This window comes from Neobacillus driksii (assembly GCF_013409995.1).
GTDB classification, from domain to species: Bacteria; Bacillota; Bacilli; order Bacillales; family Cytobacillaceae; genus Neobacillus; species Neobacillus driksii.
On sequence record NZ_JACCBX010000019.1, the window covers coordinates 90,504 to 112,436 of the forward strand.

The following is a 21,933-nucleotide window of genomic DNA, read 5'->3' on the forward strand; positions in this document are numbered from 1 at the left end:
CTTCGAAAAAAAAAAGAGATGTTAGTCTTTACTGACATCTCTCCTTTGGGAAATAAGTCGAGTTCTCTATTATTTATTTCCTAGGTAAGCGCATACAACGACAAAAGCTGATGTTTTTCAGGTGTTTTCTTCACAAAACGACAGAAAACGAGCGATTTCATAAACGCCCGCCTTCTTCGACAAATCTGCCAACTTATTCATCTTTTTTTCTTCGGGAGTTTTTTAATCTACCCGAGTCTTTTAACCCTTTTTTTATAATAATTTCTATTTGAGCATTTACACTACGGAACTCATCCTCCGCCCATTTTTCAAGCGCGTCATAAATCTGCTGATCAATGCGCAATAGAAATCTTTTTTTCTCAGCCACTATATCACAACCTTAATAGATACTTCCTGTATTGATTATCGGCTGGCTTCCCTTTTCTGAAACTAACGCTACCATTAGATTGTTTACCATTTGTGCTTTCTTTTCTTCATCGAGCTCAACAATTCCTTCTGTACTCAATTGGTCAATCGCCGATTTAACCATTGATACAGCTCCCTCAACAATTACCTTTCTTGCAGCTAACACTGCCTTGGCTTGTTGTCTTTGAAGCATTGCATGAGCAATCTCACTTGAATAGGCTAAGTGCATGATTCTAGCCTCGATAATCTCCACACCAGCCAGCTGAAGTCTATGCTGCAGGTCTTTCGTTAATTCTTCTGCAACTTCATCAGAATGCTGACGCAAAGAGATTTCATAATCATTATTAAAATTATCGTATGGGTACTGGCTTGCTATGTGTCGCAGACCTGTTTCACTTTGAGTATGAACGAATTCTTTATAATCTTCAACATCAAAAACCGCTTTTGCAGAGTCAAACACCTTGTAAACGACTACTGCAGCAATTTCAATTGGATTGCCTTCCAAGTCGTTTACTTTTAACTTATCGCTGTTGAAATTGATAACTCTTAGCGAGACATTTTTCCTAACTGTTAACGGCATTGCCAGCCAAAATCCCTCTTGTTTGATGACACCCAGATAACTTCCAAAAAGAGTAAACACCTTCGCTTGATTTGGTTGAATAATAGTGAAACCTGATAAGACCAAGACTGTTAAAATCAGTGCTATAAAAGCTCCAGCCAAAATTAGAAAATTTTCACTCAAAATAAATTGCCTGAAACTAAATGCCGTTATTGCACCGAATAAAAGAAAAAGGAAAACACCTATAACCCCATTGACCTTAAACATTTCTTTTTCTTTCAAGCCACTCACTCCTTTAAATTCTATATCATAATGATATCACTTTAATATCAAAAAGACCACAAAAAAACTGCCGAAAACAGCAGTTTTTAATGGATATCTCTTTTCTTAAATCTGCCGCCACGCACTTCCGCGATATCGGCAACGGCCAGAAAGGCATTTTCATCATTTTCAGTAACGATTTCTTTTAACTTTGCTTCTTCAAGACGATTAATTACACAGAAAATCACCTTCTTGTGATCACCTGAGTAGGCACCCTCACCGTTGATATAGGTAACACCACGGCCAAGCCGATTCATAATCGCCTCACCAATTTCCTTTGAATGATCGCTAATAATCCAAACAGATTTAGATTCATCAAGACCAGTGACTGTAATATCAATGGTTTTGTAAGCGACAAAATAGGCAATCAGAGAATACATCGCCCGATCCCATGAGAAAACAAAACCTGCACTTCCGAGAATGAATAAATTAAAAAACATGATAATTTCCCCAACAGAGAAAGGAAGCTTTTTATTAAAGAGAATAGCAAGAATTTCTGTACCATCCAGGGATCCTCCGTAGCGGATGACCATCCCTACACCAATTCCGAGAACGATTCCACCGAAAACAGTTGCAAGTAAAATATCCTGAGTAAAAGCAGGTACTGGATGAAGTAAGGTGGTGCCAATAGATAGAATAATAATTCCGTAAAGAGTGGATAAAGCGAAGGTTTTTCCAATTTGTTTATAACCAATATAGAAAAATGGGATATTAAGAAGAAAAATAAAGAGACCTAATTTCCAACCAGTCAAATAGGAAAGCATAATCGAAATTCCTACAATGCCTCCATCTATAACATGATTGGGTACAAGAAAAATTTCCAACCCTACCGCCATTAATGCTGCGCCAAATGTAATAAGCATGATTCTTTGAATAATTTTTCTAGTTGGCAGCCCCCGGTGTTGAACCTTTTCCAAAATTATCTTATTTTGTTCGTTTAGACCTATATTTGGAATTCCCGACATTATCTTGCCCCTTTCGCAGAATATTTCTAATTCCATTATAACAATAAAATGATAGTTTTTTGAATTTTTATGCACTTTATTTCCCATTTTTTTCATTAACATTCTGTAGATCCAGGACAAAATTTCTATTAAAAAATTAAAGAAGCCGCCTCTATTTGAGACAGCTTCTTGGGAAATTAACCTCTTAGGGGACCCAACCATGACATCAGCCAAAATGTTTTTTAAGCTTCTTTTTAGCCATTTTATCGAACTAAATAGAAGTTTAACGCATCAGCCGATGTGTGTTGTTCCGTTGAAGGAATTAATTCACATGAAATTAAATGGAATTCAAATTCCTTTAAAGAAACATTTTTATCGGTATTACTGATGGACTCATATCCTTATATTTGGGTCGGCTTCTTGGCAATGTATGATTTGTTTTGGTTGTAAGGTTAGATAAACATACTGATAAAGGTTCTTCATTTATCAATTATCTTTATCTGTTAACTTAGTCCTATCTTTTTAGGTGAACTCCTTTTTCAAAATCCAGGACCGAATAGATTGACTATCTATTCGTTTTGGCTAATGGAATGATTCTTCTTCTCTTCATTACTTTAGGTTTCTTCTCAAAAAGGAAGCTTCCAAAATAATATTAAGAAAAATCATTTGGTTTGAGGATCTATCTACGTACCTCTTACATAGGCAGATAAATTTCACTTTACTCCCATATCCAATAACTTTTGTACTTTCTTTTGAATCAGTTAATTTCTCTTTCACTAAAAAGAAAGTTTCGTTAGGATTACACCTTTCCAATTCAAGTTACATCGCTCCACTTACCAAACAATGCAAAGGGAAAACCTTTACTACTCGTTCACAAACGGAACGAACACGGATGGTTGAGTCTCCTAAGAAGTTAATATTTATTTATTCATCCTTTACATCTATAGTATAGCACCTAAAATTTCCCTTTACACAAAGTGTTGTGACGAATTGGTGAACTTTTCAAAATTACTAGACTATTATAAATAATAATAGATTAATATTGAAATTCAGCCAATATTTGATTACGCTATTAACAGCAAAGGGGGAGAATAAAGTGATTAGAAAGTTAACTCAAAATGACCATGACACAGTCCTCTCTTTTTTGAGTGAGGAGCCTTCCATTAATTTATTTATTATTGGGGATTTAGAGGTTTTTGGATATGATTCTGACTTCCAAGAAATCTGGGCAGAATTCGATAAACACGGAGAAATAAAGGCCGTGCTTCTCAGATTCTATCAATCCTTTATTCCTTATGCAAAAGGCGAATTTAATGTTGGTAAGTTTGTATCAATTATTACCTCCTATCCAAGTCCATTCTTCCTGTCCGGTAAATCAGATATTGTGGAAAAGTTCGAGGCATTCCAGAAGCTTCAGCTCGGTAAAAAGCAAGAAACATTTTTTGCAGAGTGCAAAAGTACCGAAAATCTTGGAGAAACTAATTTGGAAATTAAAAAGGCTACACTTGATGACATAGATCAAATATTAGCTATTCGCAGATCCATTGATGAATTTCAAATCAGGGATGATGCAGCTGAAATATTACGTACTTCAATGGAAAACAGTACTGCAAGAAGCTATTTCACAGAAGAAAACGGACAGATGACAGCATGTGTATCAACGACTGCAGAAAATTCCATTTCTGCTATGATTGTTGGTGTTTGTACAAGGAAAGAATATCGCCGTAAAGGATTGGCAACAGCGATTATGCAAAAGCTTTTTACAGATATATTAAAGGAAGGTAAAGTACTCTGCTTATTTTATGATAATCCTGAGGCTGGACGTATTTATAAACGACTTGGATTTAAGGATATTGGAAAGTGGACGATGTATAGATGAAAATATGCAAAAACTCCTTAAATTATTTTAGGAGTTTTTTGTTATTAGATTTACCATTAGGGAACATTAGCAGTATCACTAGCTATGAAAGGACGTATGCATATGTTCGAATCGGTAAAAAAATACGCTAAACCCTTTGAGACTGTCGATGATCTTGATCCTCTGCTCGCAGCAATTGGTGATGCCAAGTATGTCCTTCTGGGTGAAGCCTCTCACGGAACTTCCGAGTTCTATACGATTCGCGCTGAACTCACTAAGAGATTAATTAAGGAAAAAGGTTTTTCAGTTATTGCAGTAGAAGGAGACTGGCCATCCTGTCAAAGCATTAACCGTTACATAAAAAACATCGGTACAGAAACTGATGTGAGAGGAGCTCTTGAAAGTTTTAATCGCTGGCCGACATGGATGTGGGCAAATGAAGAAATTATTGATTTAGTAAAATGGTTAAGAAATTATAATCAACAAACAAGACTTAAGAATAAAGTGGGTTTTTACGGTTTAGATGTTTATAGTCTTTGGGAAAGTATGGACGAAATCATAAAATATTTAGAAAGAACCGGCAATTCAGGGCTTGCGCAGGCAAGGAATGCCTTCTCCTGCTTTGAACCCTACAATCGAAATAATGAATCCTATGCGGTTTCTGCTGGGTATTTATCCGAAAATTGTATTAAAGAAGCCCTTTCACTTTTAAATACTATTCAAAAGAATAAGTGGAAATATGATGATGAAGAGGAAAACAGCTTGAATATGGAGGTGAATGCTCTTGTTACCGTCAATGCTGAAGAGTATTATCGGACAATGGTCTTAAGCGACTCAAAGTCTTGGAACGTAAGAGACATCCATATGGTTGAAGCTTTGAATGCGGTAATGGAGTATTATGGTGAAGGTGCAAAAGTAATCATCTGGGAACACAATACACATGTTGGAGATGCCCGCGCAACCGATATGAAAGAAGCTGGAATGGTGAATGTCGGTCAATTGATAAGGGAACAGAATTATCCTGAAGATGTTTACATTGTGGGCTTTGGAACAAACAGTGGTACAGTAATCGCGTCAACGGAATGGGGAGTGGATTTTCGTGTTACGAATGTTCCTTCGGCTCAATCTGGGAGTTGGGAAAACCTAATGCATAAAGCCGGCGCTTACAACCAATATCTCTTGTTTAATGATGAAAATCGTGAAGAATTCAAAAAAACCATCGGTCATCGAGCTATAGGTGTGGTATACAGACCTGAATATGAGCAATATGGAAATTATGTGCCATCTGTAATGAGTAGTCGGTACGATGGATTTATTTTTGTAGACAAAACACATGCATTACATCCAATTTTAATGGAAAGTCTTATTTATTAAAACTGTAATATTTTGTCATCATATAAATTTTAAATATTTCGCACAATACTGTTTGTAATATATTTTCGAAAAAGAGAGAAGGATTTAATTTCATGACAGTTGGTACACAAGTCAAACAAGCATTAGCGAGTTTAAAAAGTGCTCAAGCTAGCTTTGAAACCTTTGCTTTAGCAACTGATAATCAAAAGGCCAAAAAGCTTTATCAGGATGCAGCTCAACAAACTCAATCGGTCCTAGACAGTCTTGAACCCCGACTACAAGAAATATTAGCTGAAGAGCCACAATATAACCAATAAGAAGTAAAAGGGTTGGCATCCCTGCCAACTCTTTTAGTTATTCATTTAGAAAGGAAGTATAATGATGACAATTGCTACAAGTGTAAAGCAATGTCTAGCTAATATAAAGGGAATTGAAGCACAATTATCTTCGCTTGCCCTAAATTCTAATGATAAAGGTGCTCAAGAAGTCTTCCATGATACTATGATAACGATAGCTTCCGTAAAAAAAGATCTACAGTCTCGCGTTTTAGAACTTGAACGACTTGAACCACAATATAAAGGTTGAAAATTCTGAGGTGAATGAATATGCCTAGTTGGATTGATATTATCATTCGTTCCTTTGTCTTCTTAGCTCTTTTATTATTCATGACAAAAATACTAGGGAAGAAGCAAATCTCTGAACTTTCTTTTTTTGAGTATGTTTCAGGGATTACAATCGGAAGTATTGCAGGTGAAGCGATTACTGGTCTTGAAAAAAATATGTTCCAAGGCATGGCTGCTATTATTATCTTTAGCCTTGCAACTCTTTTTGCTGACATTTTAGCATTAAAGAGTAAATCTTTCCGGGACTTTATTGAAGGCAGGGGTACTATATTAATCAAGGATGGGAAAGTACTGGAGGAAAATTTAAAAAAAGAAAAATATACCATTGATGAATTATCTGCCTTGCTTCGGCAGAAGGACATCTACCGTGTAGCTGATGTTGAATTTGCCGTTTTGGAACCAAGAGGAAATCTTAGTGCTTTACTGAAAAGAGAAAATCGTCCATTGACCCCAAAAGATTTGCAAATGAAGGTACCCGCTGAAAAAGAACCACAAACGGTGATAATGGACGGAAGCATTTTGGATGAAGCATTGAGGTCTTCCGGGAAAAGTAGAGGTTGGCTAGAAACAGAATTAGAAAAGCTTGAACTAACGCTCAACAATGTATTTATCGGTCAAGTCGATTCTTATGGAGAATTAACTGTAGACATCTATGATGACAAATTACAAGTCCCGTCACCCACTCAAAGACCTTTATTATTGGCATCACTGAAAAAAACTCAGGCTGATTTGGAAATATTTTCTCTAGAGACACAAGACGAGAAATCAAAAGCCATGTATGAGAAAAACGCAAAACTTTTACAGGAGACCATTGATAAATTAGCTCCATACCTATCCAGTTAAAAATCTTAGAGCCTAATCAAAATGATTAGGCTCTCGACTTTTTATGCACTTCCTTTTTTCCCATCGGGTATATCGCCTTTATGCGACACAAAGCTGTGAAGTACCATTCCTGCCATGACCAGCATTATTCCAGTCCATGATATTATGGATGGCAATGCTGCTTTCAAGAGGATTAACTCTCCGATTACTACAAATAAAACCGAAATTGACTGAGTTGCTTCTACATTCCCTAACTTTTGCATATTTCCACGGACCAAATCTGTTGCTTGGAAAAATAAAACGGTCGCAATCACACCGGAGGTAATCGCTACGATTCCCGATTGAATCGATTGTCCAACACTAGGTGGACCCACCGTAAACAAGCCATAAATGGCTAGAACAATCCACAGTGGCATGCTTGCTAACGTCATCCCTAATACACGTTGAAAAACATCGAGTCGCCCTTCACACACATCCATCATCTTTCTATTTCCTAGAGGGTATGCAAACGAGGCAACAATGACAGGTAACACACCTAATAACACTTCAATTAACGAAAGAGAATCCGCAGCACGTTCTACCTGCATTAAAATAATACCAAGCAAAATAATCGACGACAGAGCCAAGCTTTTCATTGGGACTTTTCCCTTTATCTTGACTGGACCCTGTTGAGTCACGACGGTCTCTAAAAAAAATGGCGCTAAAAGGGAGCCAGAGATAATTGTGATCTGCCAGGTGGAGGCAATTAGCCATCCAGGTGCATAGGCTGCTGAAAAACAAATCGGACCATAAAACAGACCAAATCCTACAATACTCCATAATAGCCAGGCCCGTGGATTATTTTTCATCTCTACTAATAGCGGCTTAAGACTTTTCCTCCAGAAAACTATCAGCAGCAGGAAAGGAACCATAAAAAAATAACGAAGTGAAGCACTCCAAATCCAACTCCCCCCTTCTAGTTCCATTGAGCGATTGATAATAAATGTAAACGCAAAAAAGAAGGCAGCCAAAGTGCCAAGGATCATCGGACGCATAATTGTTCATCCCCCTTTATTGATTATTAGAAGAGAGCATAAGTCCATAATCTACAGCATAAATTGTTTTGTCGTTCAAAAATCTTGAAACTTCTCGATAACATATTCGTATAGTTGAATGGCAATTAAAAATATTGGGTAAGAGAGGTTGATTTTATGTTTGGAAAAGTAGCAGCAGATATATTAGGACTAAGTGATGTGGGTTCTGTAATTAAACCAGAAAATTATGATAAGGTAGATTCTGATGATTATGTTATGCATGAAGATAACGAAAGGATATATTTTTTAATTAAATCTAAATCGGATGAATATTGTTTCACCAATAATGCGCTTATTCACCTTGATGGAACAAGTGCCACAAGTAAAAAAAGGATGCTTCACCGCTATAGTTATGCTACAAATCGTATATCTGATGTAAAGCTAGAAACAGCTGGCACTGTCGATCTAGATATTGAAATAAAATTTAAAATAGGTGCACAGCCTTTCTCTATTGATGTCCATAAAAAACACATTGAAGAAGTTAAAGATCTATACAAGGCACTCATTAAAATAGCAGAAATCACTCACGATAATGAGATATCTCTTCGATACGCAAAAGAAAGCCTTGATATTGCTTCCACCACATTAGGTAGGGTTACTAGCTCTGATAACAACTTGGTCGTTCAATTTAAAATGTTAAACCAAGCAGCCTTCCAATGGTTAGAGGAAAGCAAAAAGCAATATAATGTAAAAGATTTTGGCTATGTATTTGAAAAATATATTAATAATTAAAGTAACTCTTAATGTAGTATCCATAAAAAAACAGACCCAAAGGTCTGTTTTTTTTCACACTATGTGATTAAGCTTTGTTTACGTTAGCAGCTTGTGGTCCACGAGCTCCTTGCTCAACATTGAAAGTCACTGATTGACCTTCTTCAAGAGTTTTAAAGCCTTCGCCTTGGATTGCTGAAAAGTGAACGAATACATCTTCTCCGCCTTCGCGCTCGATGAATCCGAAACCTTTTTCTGCATTAAACCATTTTACTTTACCGTTTTCCATATTTGTTGCCTCCTAGTGTGTAATCCACACATTGTATTACTATTCTTGCTCTTTGTGATCCAGGCGAAAAGCAATAACTTATTCTTCCCTTTACTATCGAACAAAAATAATTCTAGATAATTATACCAAATAATGAAGAAATAAGCAAGGTCTTGTCCATTATTTTCCCTTTTTCATACTGCATAAACCACTTACAGACTGGTAAAGTTATTAAAAATGTCACTAGGATGATTATCCTAGTGACTTGTAGAAGAACTTAAATTTTCTCTTCTAATTCCCAGTCGTATAAATCCTCGATCTGGCAATTTAACTCTTTAGAAATCGACATTGCAGCACTAAGATTCATCACTTTTTTTGACATGTAACCATTAAGTTGTTCCAAAGGGATGTGTGTACTCTTTTCCAATCCTTCGAGATTCATACTGTTCTTAGATAATAAGGCTTCGAGGTTACTCTTTTTCGCTTTATAATTTGACAAAATGACACCTCACTTTTCAAATAGTGTAACACAATGAAAATGTAAATGAAAGGAATCACACTTTTTCCGACAGCATAGACGTCACAGAAAAAGCTTCATTAATGCGAAACAAGCGGCCGAACAAAAAATGTGCTATAATTAAGTTTGATGAAAAAAGGGGTGTTGATTTGAGAAATTCCAATAACAGATTCAATAGCGGGCAAACTGTGAAACTTAAAGACACTGGCGAGGAAGTTACGATCTTAAAATGGCAGTATGTAAAAAACATGAAAAGATATTCTTACATTGTTAAGGAACATCCCGGAACATTTTTTTTCGAAGAAGAATTTCAAACTCAATAGATGTATAAAAAAAGACCAAATCCAAGGGATTGGTCTTCTTTTATTTTGTCTAGCTCAGCGCCCAGGCGCTTCCGCTTTTCATTATTAAAATTCTGCATTACCAGTAGTTCTTGGAAATGGAATAACATCTCTAATGTTAGACATACCAGTGAGGTACATAATTAAGCGTTCGAAACCTAGACCATAGCCAGAGTGTTTTGTACCGCCGTATTTTCTAAGCTCTAGGTACCACCAATAATCTTCTTCATTCATACCAAGTTCATTAATTTTTCCAGCAAGAATATCCTCGCGCTCTTCACGCTGACTTCCACCGATTAATTCCCCAATTCCTGGTACAAGTAGATCAGTTGCAGCAACCGTCTTATTATCTTCATTCAACCTCATATAGAAGGCTTTAATTTCCTTCGGATAATCTGTTACAAACACTGGTTTTTTGAATACTTTTTCGCATAAATAACGCTCATGTTCTGTTTGCAGGTCGAGGCCCCATTCAACTGGATAGGCAAACTTTTCACCAGATTCGATTAAAATATTGATGGCTTCCGTGTACGTAACGCGTCCAAAACTTGAAGTATGGGCATTGTTTAAGCGATCTAATAATCCTTTTTCAATAAAGCTGTTGAAGAAATTCATTTCTTCAGGAGCATGTTCAAGGACATAGCCAATAACATACTTAACCATATCTTCAGCCAGGTCCATAATATCTGGAAGCTCAGCAAAAGCCAATTCTGGCTCAATCATCCAAAATTCTGCTGCATGTCGTGCAGTATTAGAATTCTCCGCTCTAAATGTCGGACCAAATGTATAAACATTGCGGAATGCAAGAGCAAAAGCTTCTGCAGACAACTGACCGCTTACTGTTAGGTTGGTTTCTTTATTAAAGAAATCCTTCGTTAAATCCGTTTTCCCCTCTTCATTTTTAGGAGGGTTCTCGATATCTAGTGTGGTAACGCGGAACATTTCACCCGCACCCTCTGTATCACTTCCCGTGATAATTGGTGAATGGACATAAACAAATCCCTTATCTTGAAAGAATTTATGAATCGCATAGGAAGCTAAAGACCTAACACGAAAAACTGCAGAAAATGTATTCGTCCGCGGTCTTAAATGGGCGATGGTTCTTAAATATTCAAATGAATGCTTCTTCTTTTGCAATGGATAGTCGGTATTTGACAGTCCTTCGATTGAAATATTCGTCGCTTTAATTTCAAACGGCTGTTTGGCTTGTGGAGTATGAATGAAATCTCCCTCTACCTTAATAGATGAACTAATAGGAAGTTTTGCAATCTCCTTAAAATTTTCAAGCTGCTCATCAAAAACAATTTGAACACCCTTGAAGAAGCTGCCATCATTCAACTCAATGAATCCAAAGGTTTTTGAATCACGAATCGTGCGAATCCACCCAGATAATTGAACCTTCTGGTCTATGTAATCTTCTGTATTTCTGTACAAATCCTTTATTAAGGCTAGTTTCATGAAAATGCTACCTCCAACTTTTATGTAAAAATAAAAACCCTCCCGCCCAATGGGACTAGAAGGTAATTTCCACAATATAATAGTTTCATTTATCCCTTCAATATTATATAAAACTCCTGGCAAATAAGCAATATTCAACAAAAATCATGCTTTTCTAAGGAATTTTCGGAATATTAGCAGGATTTTTAAGATAGGAAGTCGAAATTGTTATCCATTGTTCGATTCTTGATAAAAATAAGGAGTGTTGATGGTGGACAAAGTTACTTGCATTGCTTTTCTCCTGTATCATTCTTCGAAGAGTCAAGACATCCGAGAAAAAGCCATTCAATTACTGAATGGCGATGTATCTATTAGGGATTTAAAAAGAAATACTGTTATTCAAGCCCATTTAATTTTGGCCGAGTCCGCTTTAAGAAAAAATAACATCGACAAACTAAAGATCCAGCAGTTTGCCGAGGAATTCTTATTACTTGAGGTTTAAGCTTCCTTCGGGAAGTTTTTTTCATACACAAAAATTTCCTTGCCATTTTCACTTAAAGCTGTTTTAATATAAAGAAACCCTAATGATTCCCAGAACTGTTTTGCCCTTACATTTTCTTTTATTACACCGAGTCGAACACACCTCAAGCCTCGATTACGCATTTCACTTTCATAAAGCGCATAGGCATGTGCACCAAAACCAAATCCTTGATAATCACTATGAATCATTAACAGTCCCAACCACGGGCACTGATCTTTTGGATTTTTCATTAAGTAATCCATAACGCCTATATACGTATCATCGAGCTTAATAAACAAGCTAATGGTATCAGGATTCAAAAACTCTTCTTCTATATCGGTAAGCTCCCTTAGGGGACTGCCATTTTCAACAAGATTGTAATCTGGATTTGAATTTATCATTTCAAGCGCAATATACAGCGTTTGTTTCTTTATCTCTTCAAAATGAACTGACATCCTTTGACCTCCCAGCTAAACGAATAAAACCATTATATCAATTCCACGTAAAATTCATAAAAGTTTTCAAAAAAACTATAATGAGAAAGGTGATACTATGCTCCAAGTAAATGTAAAAGTAACGTATGAAGGAAAAGACTATTTAACAAATGTATTAGCGAATCCTAACACCCCCGATGAAGAAATTTACCGACTTGCTTTTGAACAGGTTGAAAGGCAATGGAAAAATAACTAAACACCGTAAAAACAGCGACCACTTTTTGGCCGCTGTTTTTTATGTTTTATTCTAACTCATATAAGTTTCCCGGAACTTCGTTCATAAGTGGACTGATTTCCTTTGTTGCATACATGTGCAGCCTATGCATTGCACGTGTACAGACTGTGTAGAATAACTTCCTTTCACTTTCATTTTTGTATTGTGAACTATCATAAAGAATAACACCATCAAATTCGATACCTTTTGCCAAATACGACGAGATTACCAATATCCCTTTTTCATAAGCAATTGTAGCCTTCTCAATGAGGTGTACAGGAATGACATCTTTCAATGCGGTATATACCCTTTTACTCTCTGCAGCCGTTCTACAAATAACTGCAATGGTTCGGTGCCCTTCATTTAAAAATTCATTTATTTTACCCAAGATCAAACCATTTAATTGGTTTTGCTCAGCTAGTTTTACCGATGGCTTCTTACCATGGCGATTAAATGGTTCAATTTTTTCCCCACCCTCTACCAAACTGCTGGTGAAATCAACAATCTCCTTAGTAGAACGATAGGTCTTTGTCAAAACAATCTTTTCAATGTCTTCCCCTTTTTCTTCATAATCCGATATAACTGTTGCTGATCCGGTTGCACCTGAGTAAATAGCCTGATTAAAATCCCCGAGCAGCGTCATCTTACTATAAGGAAAAAGTCTTTGTATCAGTGCAAACTGAAATGGAGAATAGTCCTGAGCTTCGTCGATAAAAATATGACGAATACCGGTTGAAGACTTCCTGCCCTTTATTAAGTCCTGCAGGTAGACAAACGGCGTCGCATCCTCATAGGATATTTTATAGTTTGCTAATGTTTCAACCGTCTGCGTACAAATTTGAGTCCAATCATCTAAAAGGACTTCTAGGTTTTCGGCCCCCTTTATAAATAACTGGCTATATAATCCCTTCATATCGAGGAAATTTAACTTTTTAACACGAGAAAATAATGGCCTGAATTTTTGCTTGACTACCTTTTCAGCCAAAATCTTTTGTTCCTGTTCAAAATCATCAAAACTTTTCTCGGTATACCGGTCTTTCCCTTGCAATTCCTGATATGCTTCTAAATAGTCCTCTTTTTCAAGATATTGTACCTCATCCTCTACCCAGCTTTTTGAGCGTTCTTGTTTGACTTTCCTCTTCAACTCTCTTAAAAGCCAATCCTTCACCATTTCCATACGGTTTGGGATGGTGAAACTCGCATCTAGGGAATAAAAATAATCATAAATCAATTGATTAGATATGATAATTTCGCCTCTAAATACTAGGTCTTTAAAAAGCAGACCCTTACTTGATAATTGAATCACATACCGGTCAATCATTTCTTTAAACGGTAGACTGGCTTTATACCGAATTCCTCTAACCCTAGTATCGTAGTCCGGATGTTCCCCATTGTTAAGTAGAAATTCCATTTGATCAAACGGATCCTCGACATCAAATTCACTGCCAATCCGATTATTTAAGTATTCCATAAAGGTAGCCTGCTCCATGTTCTCTTCCCCTAGTTCAGGGAGTACCGTGGATACGTAGGAGTTAAATAACGGGTTTGGTGAAAACAACATGATATTCTCAGACTTTATGGTTTCACGATATCTGTACAATAAATAAGCAACACGCTGAAGGGCTGCTGATGTTTTACCGCTGCCTGCTACTCCTTGAACAATAAGGAGTTTACTTCGCTCATTACGGATAATCAGGTTTTGTTCACGCTGAATCGTAGCAACAATGCTCTTCATCTGTGCATTTGCATTATTTCCTAGAACCTCTTGAAGCATTTCATCTCCAATGGTAACACCTGTATCAAACATTGCTTTAATGTCCGATGCACGAATGATAAATTGTCTTTTCAGCTTCATTTCTCCTTTGATTTCCCCATCCATTGTGGGATAAGAAGCAGGACCAGGAGCAAAATCATAATAAAGGCTGGAAATTGGTGCACGCCAATCATAAATTAAAAAATTCTCATCATGCTCATCCATTAAAGAAGCAATTCCGAGATAAACTTGATCAACATTTTTTTCATCTGCTTCTAAAAAATCAATCCGTCCAAAATAGGGTGAGTATTTTAAGCGTTCAAGGATACGGATCTGTTTATCCATTTGTTTAAATGTACGTTCCCGCTCTGATAATAACTCTGCTTGCTGCTTTATGCTGGCTGCCGTCTCAATCACATCATCCGGCTCATCCATATTAACAGTTACGTCCTCCCAGAAAGTCTTTCGAAGCTCAAGTACATCTGAACTAACACCTCCAGTATTTTTCTGGAGTTTTACTTTTTTCTTATCGATTTCCATACTAACGAAATTTACACGTTCCTGCTCCATCTGCAAGTCACTCTTTACCGTATCGCTCATTTGACCACTCTCCAGAAAAATTTTGTCCCTAAATATTTGACAGACCAACCTTGATGTGTTATTATATTATAGAGATGATTTGTCTTTATGCTTTTTATTTGAGACCGAAATTTATTTTATCACGGTTCAATGGTAATTACAATAAGTAACCAACGCCCAAAGGCGTTTTTTTTATGTCTGTTTCTGATTTATTTTCAGCATTTTATCCTGAATATCTTCCATTTCACTCGTTTTTCTCACTCCGTATACAAGATCACTAAACTTCCCGTATAAAAATATCGCCAGTATTCGGACCGTAAAATAATCTGCTGCATGGAATTTTTCCTTTACTACTTTCCGTTTCTTAAATATTTGATCTAATCCAATTGTCATTAACAGGACACTTAGCTTTGCAGACCAATTATTCTGTTTTAAAAATGATACAGTTGAAAATATAGACACACTAATCGCATACAACGGAACAATAATAAAATGTTCTTTCCACGAATGAAATTTCCCAGCTCCGAAACGAACCTTTCTAGTTGAAGCAAATAAAAATAATAAATTAGCTTCTGTAACCAAAATCATATTAAAAAGAGAAATAAAACGAACCAAGGGATTCCTTTTATCTAAAAGAATATTCCACCAATCACTAATTTTAAAGTACAGAGGAATCAAGATAAAAGTATAAATGGTTCTCCACCAGTTATGTTTATACACTTTTAACCCCAAAAATAACAGTTCCACCAGTGAAAAATAAACTCCTCCAAGTAATTTCCCCACCCAACCTATTTTTAGAAAAGTGGAGAAGACCGCGGTAAAAGGTACAAAGATACCTTGTGATAAAATAGCCCCAAAAACGTTATCAAAAAAATTCTTCTTCATTACTCTTGGTTTATAGGTATAGGCATGAAAAACATTTAAAACTACATACTCTAACAAATAAGCAAATCCGATATCAGCCATTAATAGTGTGAATAATTGCTTTTTATTTTTGCTCTTGTAAAAAGAGTAGCCAAGCAAACTTGAGTGGATGAACAACATAATAATAAATGGTATTTTGTTTTGTTTCTTTGGTTTTCTCATTCGCATATCCCACTTCATTAATGAGTTTATTGTTAGTATTTGAAAAACACACCTTTTCAATCCAACATATTCCCCATTTATCCTCCAATTTTTAGGATGTCATAATTTCTCTGTAGCTTTATAGGTATTTATCCACGGTGGTTTTTACTATGTCAGAATAACAAAATATGAACCTTAATATTTTCATATAATGAAAAAAATTTAAAAGTACGATTTATTTGGTGCTAAATATTATTAAAGTCCTCCACTCTTTAGCTTGCATCCTAGTTATTACTTCAAATTTGATTCACAACCGTATTTGGTAAAAAACAAATCTAATACTACTGTAAATAGTTTATTATTATTTTCATAACACATTTATCTTCCCGTATATTTTGACAGTTTTCGACACAACAACGGAGTTTTTTTGTCGAACCCCCCTCCTATTAGACCTATTTCCCGATGTTTACAGCTTTAAATTAGGGTAAATTCACCTACTGTTTTGTCCTAATTTTCAAAACATTATATTAATACGGCCGCAATACATTGAAATGGGGAATAATATTGAATAAGTATATCAAAACTAGTCTTTCTTCTGTTATGCTTGCAGGTACTTTGTTTGCAGGATTCCCAAGTATTGACGCATCATCAAAAGACTTTGGACTCTTACATAAAGCGGAAGCCTCTTCTTTTTCCTCAAACAGCTCGCTTGATTTAGCGATTGTGAATGAAGAAAAATTAATCGAATCTTTTATTAAACGAGGGCTTCTTTCAAAGAATGCTTCTGCAGAAGAAAAGCAAAAATTCCTTAAAAACTACCTTCAGATAAAAGGGAAGCAATCAGGAGTTAAAGAATCTGATCCATTAGCTGCAAAAGTAAAAGCTGCAGAAGCAGAAAAGCAGAGTAAATTTAAAGATTTCAACAATGGATTATTAAACGGAAAAGGAAACAAAAATGGGCACTTAAAGGGTAATCCAGAACCAGTAAAAGAAGGAACATCTCCTGGAGTTAATAAAAAAGGTAAACTATTAACCATCATGGTTGAATATTCTGATTTCACTCACAACAATCTTACTCCTGAAGAAACAGATAACTTTTATACTGATTATCATACTGAACATTTTGAAGCAATGATTTTTGGAGATAAAGGCGAATTTATAGGTCCTAACGGAGAAATTCTTGTTTCTCAAAAGCAATATTATGAGGAACAATCGGGTGGTACCTATACAATTGAAGGAAACGCTTACGGATGGTTAAAGGTACCTGGCACTGCAGCTTATTACGGTGGTGAAAAAGGGACTGGTCATGATAATGTAACCCCTGGCGGAGCAAAACAATTGGTTAAAGACGCACTAATTGCTGCAAAAAAAGCTGGAGTTCCACTGCAAGACTATGATTTAGAAGACCCACATGATTTAGATGGAGACGGTAACTTTTGGGAGAAAGATGGGTTAGTGGACCATCTTCAAATTATTCACTCTGGTATGGGTCAAGAAGCTGGTGGCGGCACTTTAGGTGATGATGCCATTTGGTCTCACCGTTCAGCAGTTTTCTATGATCCAGATGGACTTGGGGTTGGACTACCAGGATTCTATGATTATACTGTTATGCCTGAAGATGGTGCTATGGGTGTATTCGCACATGAGTATGGTCATGACTTAGGATTACCAGATGAGTATGACACACAATACACTGGAACTGGTGAAGCAGTAGGTTACTGGTCAATTATGGCAAGCGGTTCATGGGCTGGGAAAGTTCCAGGAGCAGAACCAACTGGTTTCTCCCCTTGGGCAAAACAATACTTCCAATCAGCATTAGGGGGAGAGTGGACAGCTCCTACTGTTTTAGAATGGGATGAGGTAACAACAAAAGGAACACAGTTCTTACTTGACCAAGCGAATTCTCCACTTGGTAAAAACAACCAAGCAATTCGAGTTAACTTACCTGAAAAGAAAACACCAGTGAACACTCCTGCTGCAGGAAGCTTTGAATATTGGGGAGGCCAAGCAGATGAAACGGATACGAATATGGTAACTAATGTTGATTTAACAGGCAAAACCACTGCTGCACTTACTTTTGACGCTTGGTATGATATTGAACCACAATGGGATTTCGCCTTCGTACAAGTTTCAACTGATAACGGGGCAACATGGAAATCTTTAGGGAATAATAATACACGTTCTGATGTAGTTGATGAAGGGTCCAAGCACCTTAAACTCCATGCCTGGTTTCACTGGAACAACTAATGGCGAATGGCAATCACAGTCCTTTGATTTATCAGAATATAAAGGTCAGAACATTAAGCTTCGCCTTCGCTACGCTACAGACTGGGGTACATCTCATATTGGGTTCTTCGCAGATAATCTAAAAGTAGTTGCAGATGGAGCAACAATTGTAGAGGATGGAGCTGAAAGTTCTACATCACCATTTGCTTTTAACGGCTTTACAAAGATGGACGGAAACAAACTAACTGACCATTACTACTTACTTGAATGGCGTAACCATAAAGGAGTCGATGAAGGTCTTGCCCACATTGCACGTGGCGAATCGCTAATGAGTTATGATGGTGGTTTAGTAGTTTGGTATGTTGATGACAGTTATACAGACAACTGGACTGGTGTCCACCCTGGAGATGGTTACTTAGGCGTAGTTGACGCTCATCTAGGTTCAAGCCTAAAATGGAATACAGGTGTTGAAGCATCTACTCGTTACCATATTGCGGATGCGGCATTTGGTTTAAATCCTACTTCAGAATTAAATCTTAACTATCCAGGAGTTCAAACACTGTTTGGACCAAGTCAGCCTGCGGTATCTTTATTTGACGACAGCAACTCATTTTTGAACACATTTATGCCAGATGCTGGACGTAACATAGGAAACTTTGGACTTAAGGTTCGTGTGAACGGACAAGCAAAAGATAAATCCGTTGGTTCAATTGTAATCTACAAATAATCAACAAAAATCTCACCTCCCCCGCTAAGGAGGTGAGATTTTTTATTGAGTTAATTCTGCTTGTTCCCTTACCTGCTCAAACCAAAGCCGCGTCTGTTCGGGATTTTTATCATTTATAAAAACCCTCTCATCTTTCAGTTCAATAAAAATATACGGAGATGACCCTTTTTGAATAAAGAGCAGGCTGCTGCCATAACCTGTCACTTTAAAATGCCCTTTCGAAAGTGCAGGCAGACCGACGCCATTTATCCTTACCGTAACCTCAGGCATTTTTTCCATCAATTCAATTGAAGTTATATCCTCATATTTCCACTCGTCGCCATACATCCCTGTAACCTCGAAGCTTTCTTCTTTTGTTACAAGCTCATAACCTTGATAGCTAAAATAAGAAAGAGCGCTCATTCCTCCAATTATAGTTATAAACAGAGTAATACTAATGATATAACTCCTCTTACGCTTATTTGGAACTTCATATTTTGTTAGATAAATCATACCACCCATTAAAAATATAATCATAAATCCAAATTGAACTTCCATCGCAAATTTAAAAGAGGTAAACATAAGCGGAAGCAGAATCAACATGCCTAAAGCCGTTATAATTAGTAAACTGCCTACCTTCTGGGGATAACCACTGCGAATTAACTCCTCTTGTTCTTCCTTCGTCCTGGAAGAAAACCCTGAAATTAACCAATAGCCTTCCTTTTTTCTAACTGCCCAACCAAGGATAAGGAATAGAAGGATTATAATGAGATGTACTGCTAAAAGTCCCCACATTCCACCAACCCCCTTTTGCATTTTTAGCATTATACATGTTATACGATTGATTAGTTGTATTGGATTCACTTTCTCAAATAAAACGAGGCCGGTTCTTATGAATAATCGGCCATAGTCGTATTATTATCATGGTCTGATGATTACCCTTGTGCCATTTGGAACCTTCTCGGCGAGTTGAAGTACATCCCGGTTATGCATTCTCACACAACCGTGTGAAACTGCTTTTCCTATTGAACTCGGATCATTAGTACCGTGTATTCCATAGCCCTGTTTAGATAAAGACAGCCACAATACACCAAAAGGTCCTCCTGGGTTCATTTGACGGTTAACAATGACAAAATCGCCAGTGGGGGTTCCTGTTAGCATTTTTCCAACAGCAATCGGATAGATTTTTTCAAGCCTTCCATTTCTGTATAACGAAAGTCTCCTCTTCCCAACCGATATTTGAATGGTATAGGGGATTGTATTTGGATCTGGTAGGCCAGGAATTTGTATTTTTTGTCCTACATATAATTGCTGATAATTAACTCCGGGATTGGCTGCATAAAGACTGGCAAGGCTTACCCGATAATCCAAAGAGAGTTGGTAAAGTGTCTCGCCCCGCTTCACAATATGAATCATGTTATCCCACCTTTTTCTTATTAACATATGTCGGGATATAGGAAGGGTTGCCACATAAAAAAGCTGCAGTCTGGATAATTAACGTCAGCATGCAGCTTTTTCAAAGAATATTAATGAATTTTAATCATTTTCCCGATCTGTTTTTTCAATCAGTAACTTGGAATGTTGGTTCACCGAATTTTCAAAATTATATTAATCCCCTAGACTAAAGAGTGGTGACATATCCTGACGAGTGTGTTTTGTATAAAAGTAATCATTTGTAGCCGGGTCGTAAACATAATCTCTTTTCCAATCGTCAATATTACTCGTAATCTCCTTCATCGCCTTAATAAATAATCGAATTTCAGCATTAGTCATAATAGGGTGCAACGAAAACCTGACCCAGCCAGGCTTAGAAGATAAGTCACCTAAATCAATTTTATTGGAAATTTGCTTAGATTTGTTCTGGTCAATTTCCAATAAATAATGACCATATGTCCCTGCACAAGAGCACCCTCCGCGAACCTGAAATCCATATCGATCATTTAGCAAGCGAACAATAAGGTTATAATGAATATCCGTAATAGTAAATGAAACAATGCCAATTCGATTTCGTTGTTGCCTCTCCAATACATGAAGTTTCGGTATATCCTCTAATCCGGTTAGAAGCATTTCAAGCTGTTCTTTTTCTCTTGCTAAAATTTGTTCTACACCCATTTGTTCCTTTAATTTGATACACAAAGCCGTACGAATTGCTTGAAGAATTCCAGGTGTCCCTCCATCCTCCCGAAGTTCGATGTCCTTAATGTATTGATGTCCACCCCAGGGATTTGTCCAAGTAACCGTTCCTCCTCCGGGATGGTCCGGCACCTTATTCGTATAAATGCTTTTATCAAAAAGCAAGACACCGCTCGTACCGGGACCGCCTAAAAATTTATGTGGCGAAAAGAGAATCGCGTCGAGTTTTTCCATCGGGTCTTTCGGGTGCATATCAATCTTCACATATGGTGCAGAGGCAGCAAAATCTACAAAGCAAAGTCCCCCGTGCTTATGCATGATTTTTGCAAGCTGATGATAAGGGGTTTGTATTCCTGTAACGTTCGAGCATGCTGTAAATGAACCAATTTTAATTGCTCGATCTCGATATTGAGACAAAAGCTGTTCAAGATGATTAATATCTACGTTCCCTTTCGAGTCGGGTCTAATAATCTCAACATCTGCTAAGGTCTCAAGCCATGAGGTTTGGTTGGAATGGTGTTCCATATGAGTGAGAAATACAACAGGTGTTTCTCTCTTAGAAAGCTTTATTCTGTCAGTCCATTGCTCTGGTACTCTAATACCCAAGAAACGCTGTAGTTTATTCATGACCGACGTCATTCCGAAACCATCAAGAATGAGGGCGTCATTCTCATCAGCATTAACATGTTCCTTAATAATTCTTCTGGATTGACTATAAATTCCGGTCATCATTAGACTGGTAATATTGGATTCCGTATGCGTATTTGCCATAAACGGGCCAAATACTTCTGAAATTTTTTGTTCAATTGGTCGAAATAATCTTCCACTTGCTGTCCAATCAGCATAAATAATCGGTTTCTTCCCATACGGTGAATCAAATTGCTGATTAATTCCGATGATTCCAGACCGAAACTTATGAAAGTAATCCTCAAGATTTTCCGGCAAATGATACAACTTGCTTCCGATCCTTGCAGTAATCATACTTCAGCACCTCTCGATAAAATCCTGCTA

The 21,933-nt window shown here is 36.9% G+C and carries 22 protein-coding genes and 1 pseudogene; 10 read left to right on the forward strand and 13 right to left on the reverse strand.

Features of this window, described 5'->3' with window-relative positions:
- Positions 1–193 precede the first annotated feature (193 nt).
- The 3 genes from F4694_RS29180 to F4694_RS29190 form a co-directional block, all read right to left on the reverse strand.
- Complete coding sequence (locus tag F4694_RS29180; RefSeq protein WP_179603416.1) at positions 194–367, reverse strand: type II toxin-antitoxin system antitoxin; 174 nt, start codon at positions 365–367, stop codon at positions 194–196.
- Between the two features lie 12 nt (positions 368–379).
- The gene (locus F4694_RS29185; protein ID WP_179603417.1) at positions 380–1,246 is read right to left on the reverse strand and encodes an SPFH domain-containing protein; all 867 of its coding nucleotides are present in this window, start codon (positions 1,244–1,246) and stop codon (positions 380–382) included.
- A gap of 86 nt (positions 1,247–1,332) precedes the next feature.
- Positions 1,333–2,148 carry a YitT family protein gene (locus tag F4694_RS29190; protein WP_374757454.1) on the reverse strand — a complete coding sequence of 272 codons (816 nt, stop codon included), beginning with the start codon at positions 2,146–2,148 and terminating at the stop codon, positions 1,333–1,335.
- 301 nt (positions 2,149–2,449) lie between these two features.
- Here F4694_RS29190 and F4694_RS29195 point away from each other — a divergent pair, with 301 nt between their 5' ends.
- The 6 genes from F4694_RS29195 to F4694_RS29220 all read left to right on the forward strand — a co-directional run bounded on the left by F4694_RS29195 (position 2,450) and on the right by F4694_RS29220 (position 6,906).
- On the forward strand, positions 2,450–2,617 hold the full coding sequence (locus F4694_RS29195) for a hypothetical protein (RefSeq protein ID WP_179603419.1): 168 nt from the start codon (positions 2,450–2,452) through the stop codon (positions 2,615–2,617).
- 708 nt (positions 2,618–3,325) lie between these two features.
- On the forward strand, positions 3,326–4,108 hold the full coding sequence (locus F4694_RS29200) for a GNAT family N-acetyltransferase (protein WP_179603420.1): 783 nt from the start codon (positions 3,326–3,328) through the stop codon (positions 4,106–4,108).
- 84 nt (positions 4,109–4,192) lie between these two features.
- Positions 4,193–5,461: an erythromycin esterase family protein gene (locus F4694_RS29205; RefSeq protein ID WP_179603421.1), complete on the forward strand. Its 1,269-nt coding sequence runs from the start codon at positions 4,193–4,195 to the stop codon at positions 5,459–5,461.
- Between the two features lie 92 nt (positions 5,462–5,553).
- On the forward strand, positions 5,554–5,757 hold the full coding sequence (locus F4694_RS29210) for a DUF1657 domain-containing protein (protein ID WP_179603422.1): 204 nt from the start codon (positions 5,554–5,556) through the stop codon (positions 5,755–5,757).
- A gap of 64 nt (positions 5,758–5,821) precedes the next feature.
- Positions 5,822–6,025, forward strand: a complete 204-nt coding sequence (locus F4694_RS29215; protein ID WP_179603423.1) for a DUF1657 domain-containing protein — start codon at positions 5,822–5,824, stop codon at positions 6,023–6,025.
- Between the two features lie 20 nt (positions 6,026–6,045).
- Positions 6,046–6,906 carry a DUF421 domain-containing protein gene (locus F4694_RS29220; RefSeq protein ID WP_179603424.1) on the forward strand — a complete coding sequence of 287 codons (861 nt, stop codon included), beginning with the start codon at positions 6,046–6,048 and terminating at the stop codon, positions 6,904–6,906.
- 41 nt (positions 6,907–6,947) lie between these two features.
- Here the strand turns inward: F4694_RS29220 and F4694_RS29225 are convergent, their stop codons facing one another.
- On the reverse strand, positions 6,948–7,919 hold the full coding sequence (locus F4694_RS29225; protein ID WP_179603425.1) for a DMT family transporter: 972 nt from the start codon (positions 7,917–7,919) through the stop codon (positions 6,948–6,950).
- 156 nt (positions 7,920–8,075) lie between these two features.
- Between F4694_RS29225 and F4694_RS29230 the strand changes: the two genes are divergently transcribed.
- Positions 8,076–8,690, forward strand: coding sequence for a PH domain-containing protein (locus F4694_RS29230; protein ID WP_179603426.1), 615 nt, complete (start codon positions 8,076–8,078; stop codon positions 8,688–8,690).
- Positions 8,691–8,757: 67 nt separating this feature from the next.
- On the opposite strand, the gene F4694_RS29235 is transcribed toward F4694_RS29230, so the two are convergent.
- The 3 genes from F4694_RS29235 to asnS all read right to left on the reverse strand — a co-directional run bounded on the left by F4694_RS29235 (position 8,758) and on the right by asnS (position 11,253).
- Complete coding sequence (locus F4694_RS29235; protein ID WP_063254447.1) at positions 8,758–8,958, reverse strand: cold-shock protein; 201 nt, start codon at positions 8,956–8,958, stop codon at positions 8,758–8,760.
- Between the two features lie 256 nt (positions 8,959–9,214).
- Entirely contained in the window at positions 9,215–9,436 is a 222-nt protein-coding gene (locus F4694_RS29240; RefSeq protein WP_179603427.1) for a helix-turn-helix domain-containing protein, read from the reverse strand.
- A 425-nt stretch (positions 9,437–9,861) separates the two neighbouring features.
- On the reverse strand, positions 9,862–11,253 hold the full coding sequence (gene asnS, locus F4694_RS29245) for an asparagine--tRNA ligase (RefSeq protein ID WP_179603428.1): 1,392 nt from the start codon (positions 11,251–11,253) through the stop codon (positions 9,862–9,864).
- 250 nt (positions 11,254–11,503) lie between these two features.
- Here asnS and F4694_RS29250 point away from each other — a divergent pair, with 250 nt between their 5' ends.
- Entirely contained in the window at positions 11,504–11,734 is a 231-nt protein-coding gene (locus F4694_RS29250) for a hypothetical protein (RefSeq protein ID WP_179603429.1), read from the forward strand.
- Here F4694_RS29250 and F4694_RS29255 read toward each other — a convergent pair.
- Positions 11,731–12,207 (reverse strand): GNAT family N-acetyltransferase, encoded by a 477-nt coding sequence (locus tag F4694_RS29255; RefSeq protein ID WP_179603430.1) that lies wholly within the window; start codon positions 12,205–12,207, stop codon positions 11,731–11,733. The two genes, F4694_RS29250 and F4694_RS29255, sit on opposite strands and share 4 nt — an antisense overlap.
- Before the next feature lie 97 nt (positions 12,208–12,304).
- Here F4694_RS29255 and F4694_RS29260 point away from each other — a divergent pair, with 97 nt between their 5' ends.
- Positions 12,305–12,442, forward strand: a complete 138-nt coding sequence (locus tag F4694_RS29260; protein ID WP_179603431.1) for a BA3454 family stress response protein — start codon at positions 12,305–12,307, stop codon at positions 12,440–12,442.
- Positions 12,443–12,488: 46 nt separating this feature from the next.
- Here the strand turns inward: F4694_RS29260 and helD are convergent, their stop codons facing one another.
- Together helD and F4694_RS29270 are read right to left on the reverse strand one after the other, a co-directional pair.
- Positions 12,489–14,813, reverse strand: a complete 2,325-nt coding sequence (gene helD / locus F4694_RS29265) for an RNA polymerase recycling motor HelD (protein ID WP_179603432.1) — start codon at positions 14,811–14,813, stop codon at positions 12,489–12,491.
- A 171-nt stretch (positions 14,814–14,984) separates the two neighbouring features.
- Positions 14,985–15,878, reverse strand: coding sequence for a hypothetical protein (locus tag F4694_RS29270; protein ID WP_179603433.1), 894 nt, complete (start codon positions 15,876–15,878; stop codon positions 14,985–14,987).
- A gap of 579 nt (positions 15,879–16,457) precedes the next feature.
- On the opposite strand from F4694_RS29270, the pseudogene F4694_RS29275 reads away from it, so the two are divergent.
- A pseudogene (locus F4694_RS29275) lies at positions 16,458–18,810 on the forward strand (immune inhibitor A domain-containing protein).
- A 42-nt stretch (positions 18,811–18,852) separates the two neighbouring features.
- Here the strand turns inward: F4694_RS29275 and F4694_RS29280 are convergent.
- From F4694_RS29280 to F4694_RS29290, 3 genes are all read right to left on the reverse strand, one after another.
- Entirely contained in the window at positions 18,853–19,584 is a 732-nt protein-coding gene (locus tag F4694_RS29280; RefSeq protein ID WP_179603434.1) for a DUF3784 domain-containing protein, read from the reverse strand.
- A 126-nt stretch (positions 19,585–19,710) separates the two neighbouring features.
- Positions 19,711–20,205 carry a L,D-transpeptidase family protein gene (locus tag F4694_RS29285; protein WP_179603435.1) on the reverse strand — a complete coding sequence of 165 codons (495 nt, stop codon included), beginning with the start codon at positions 20,203–20,205 and terminating at the stop codon, positions 19,711–19,713.
- A gap of 192 nt (positions 20,206–20,397) precedes the next feature.
- Positions 20,398–21,903, reverse strand: coding sequence for an aminotransferase class V-fold PLP-dependent enzyme (locus F4694_RS29290; protein WP_179603436.1), 1,506 nt, complete (start codon positions 21,901–21,903; stop codon positions 20,398–20,400).
- Between the last annotated feature and the right edge of the window lie 30 nt (positions 21,904–21,933).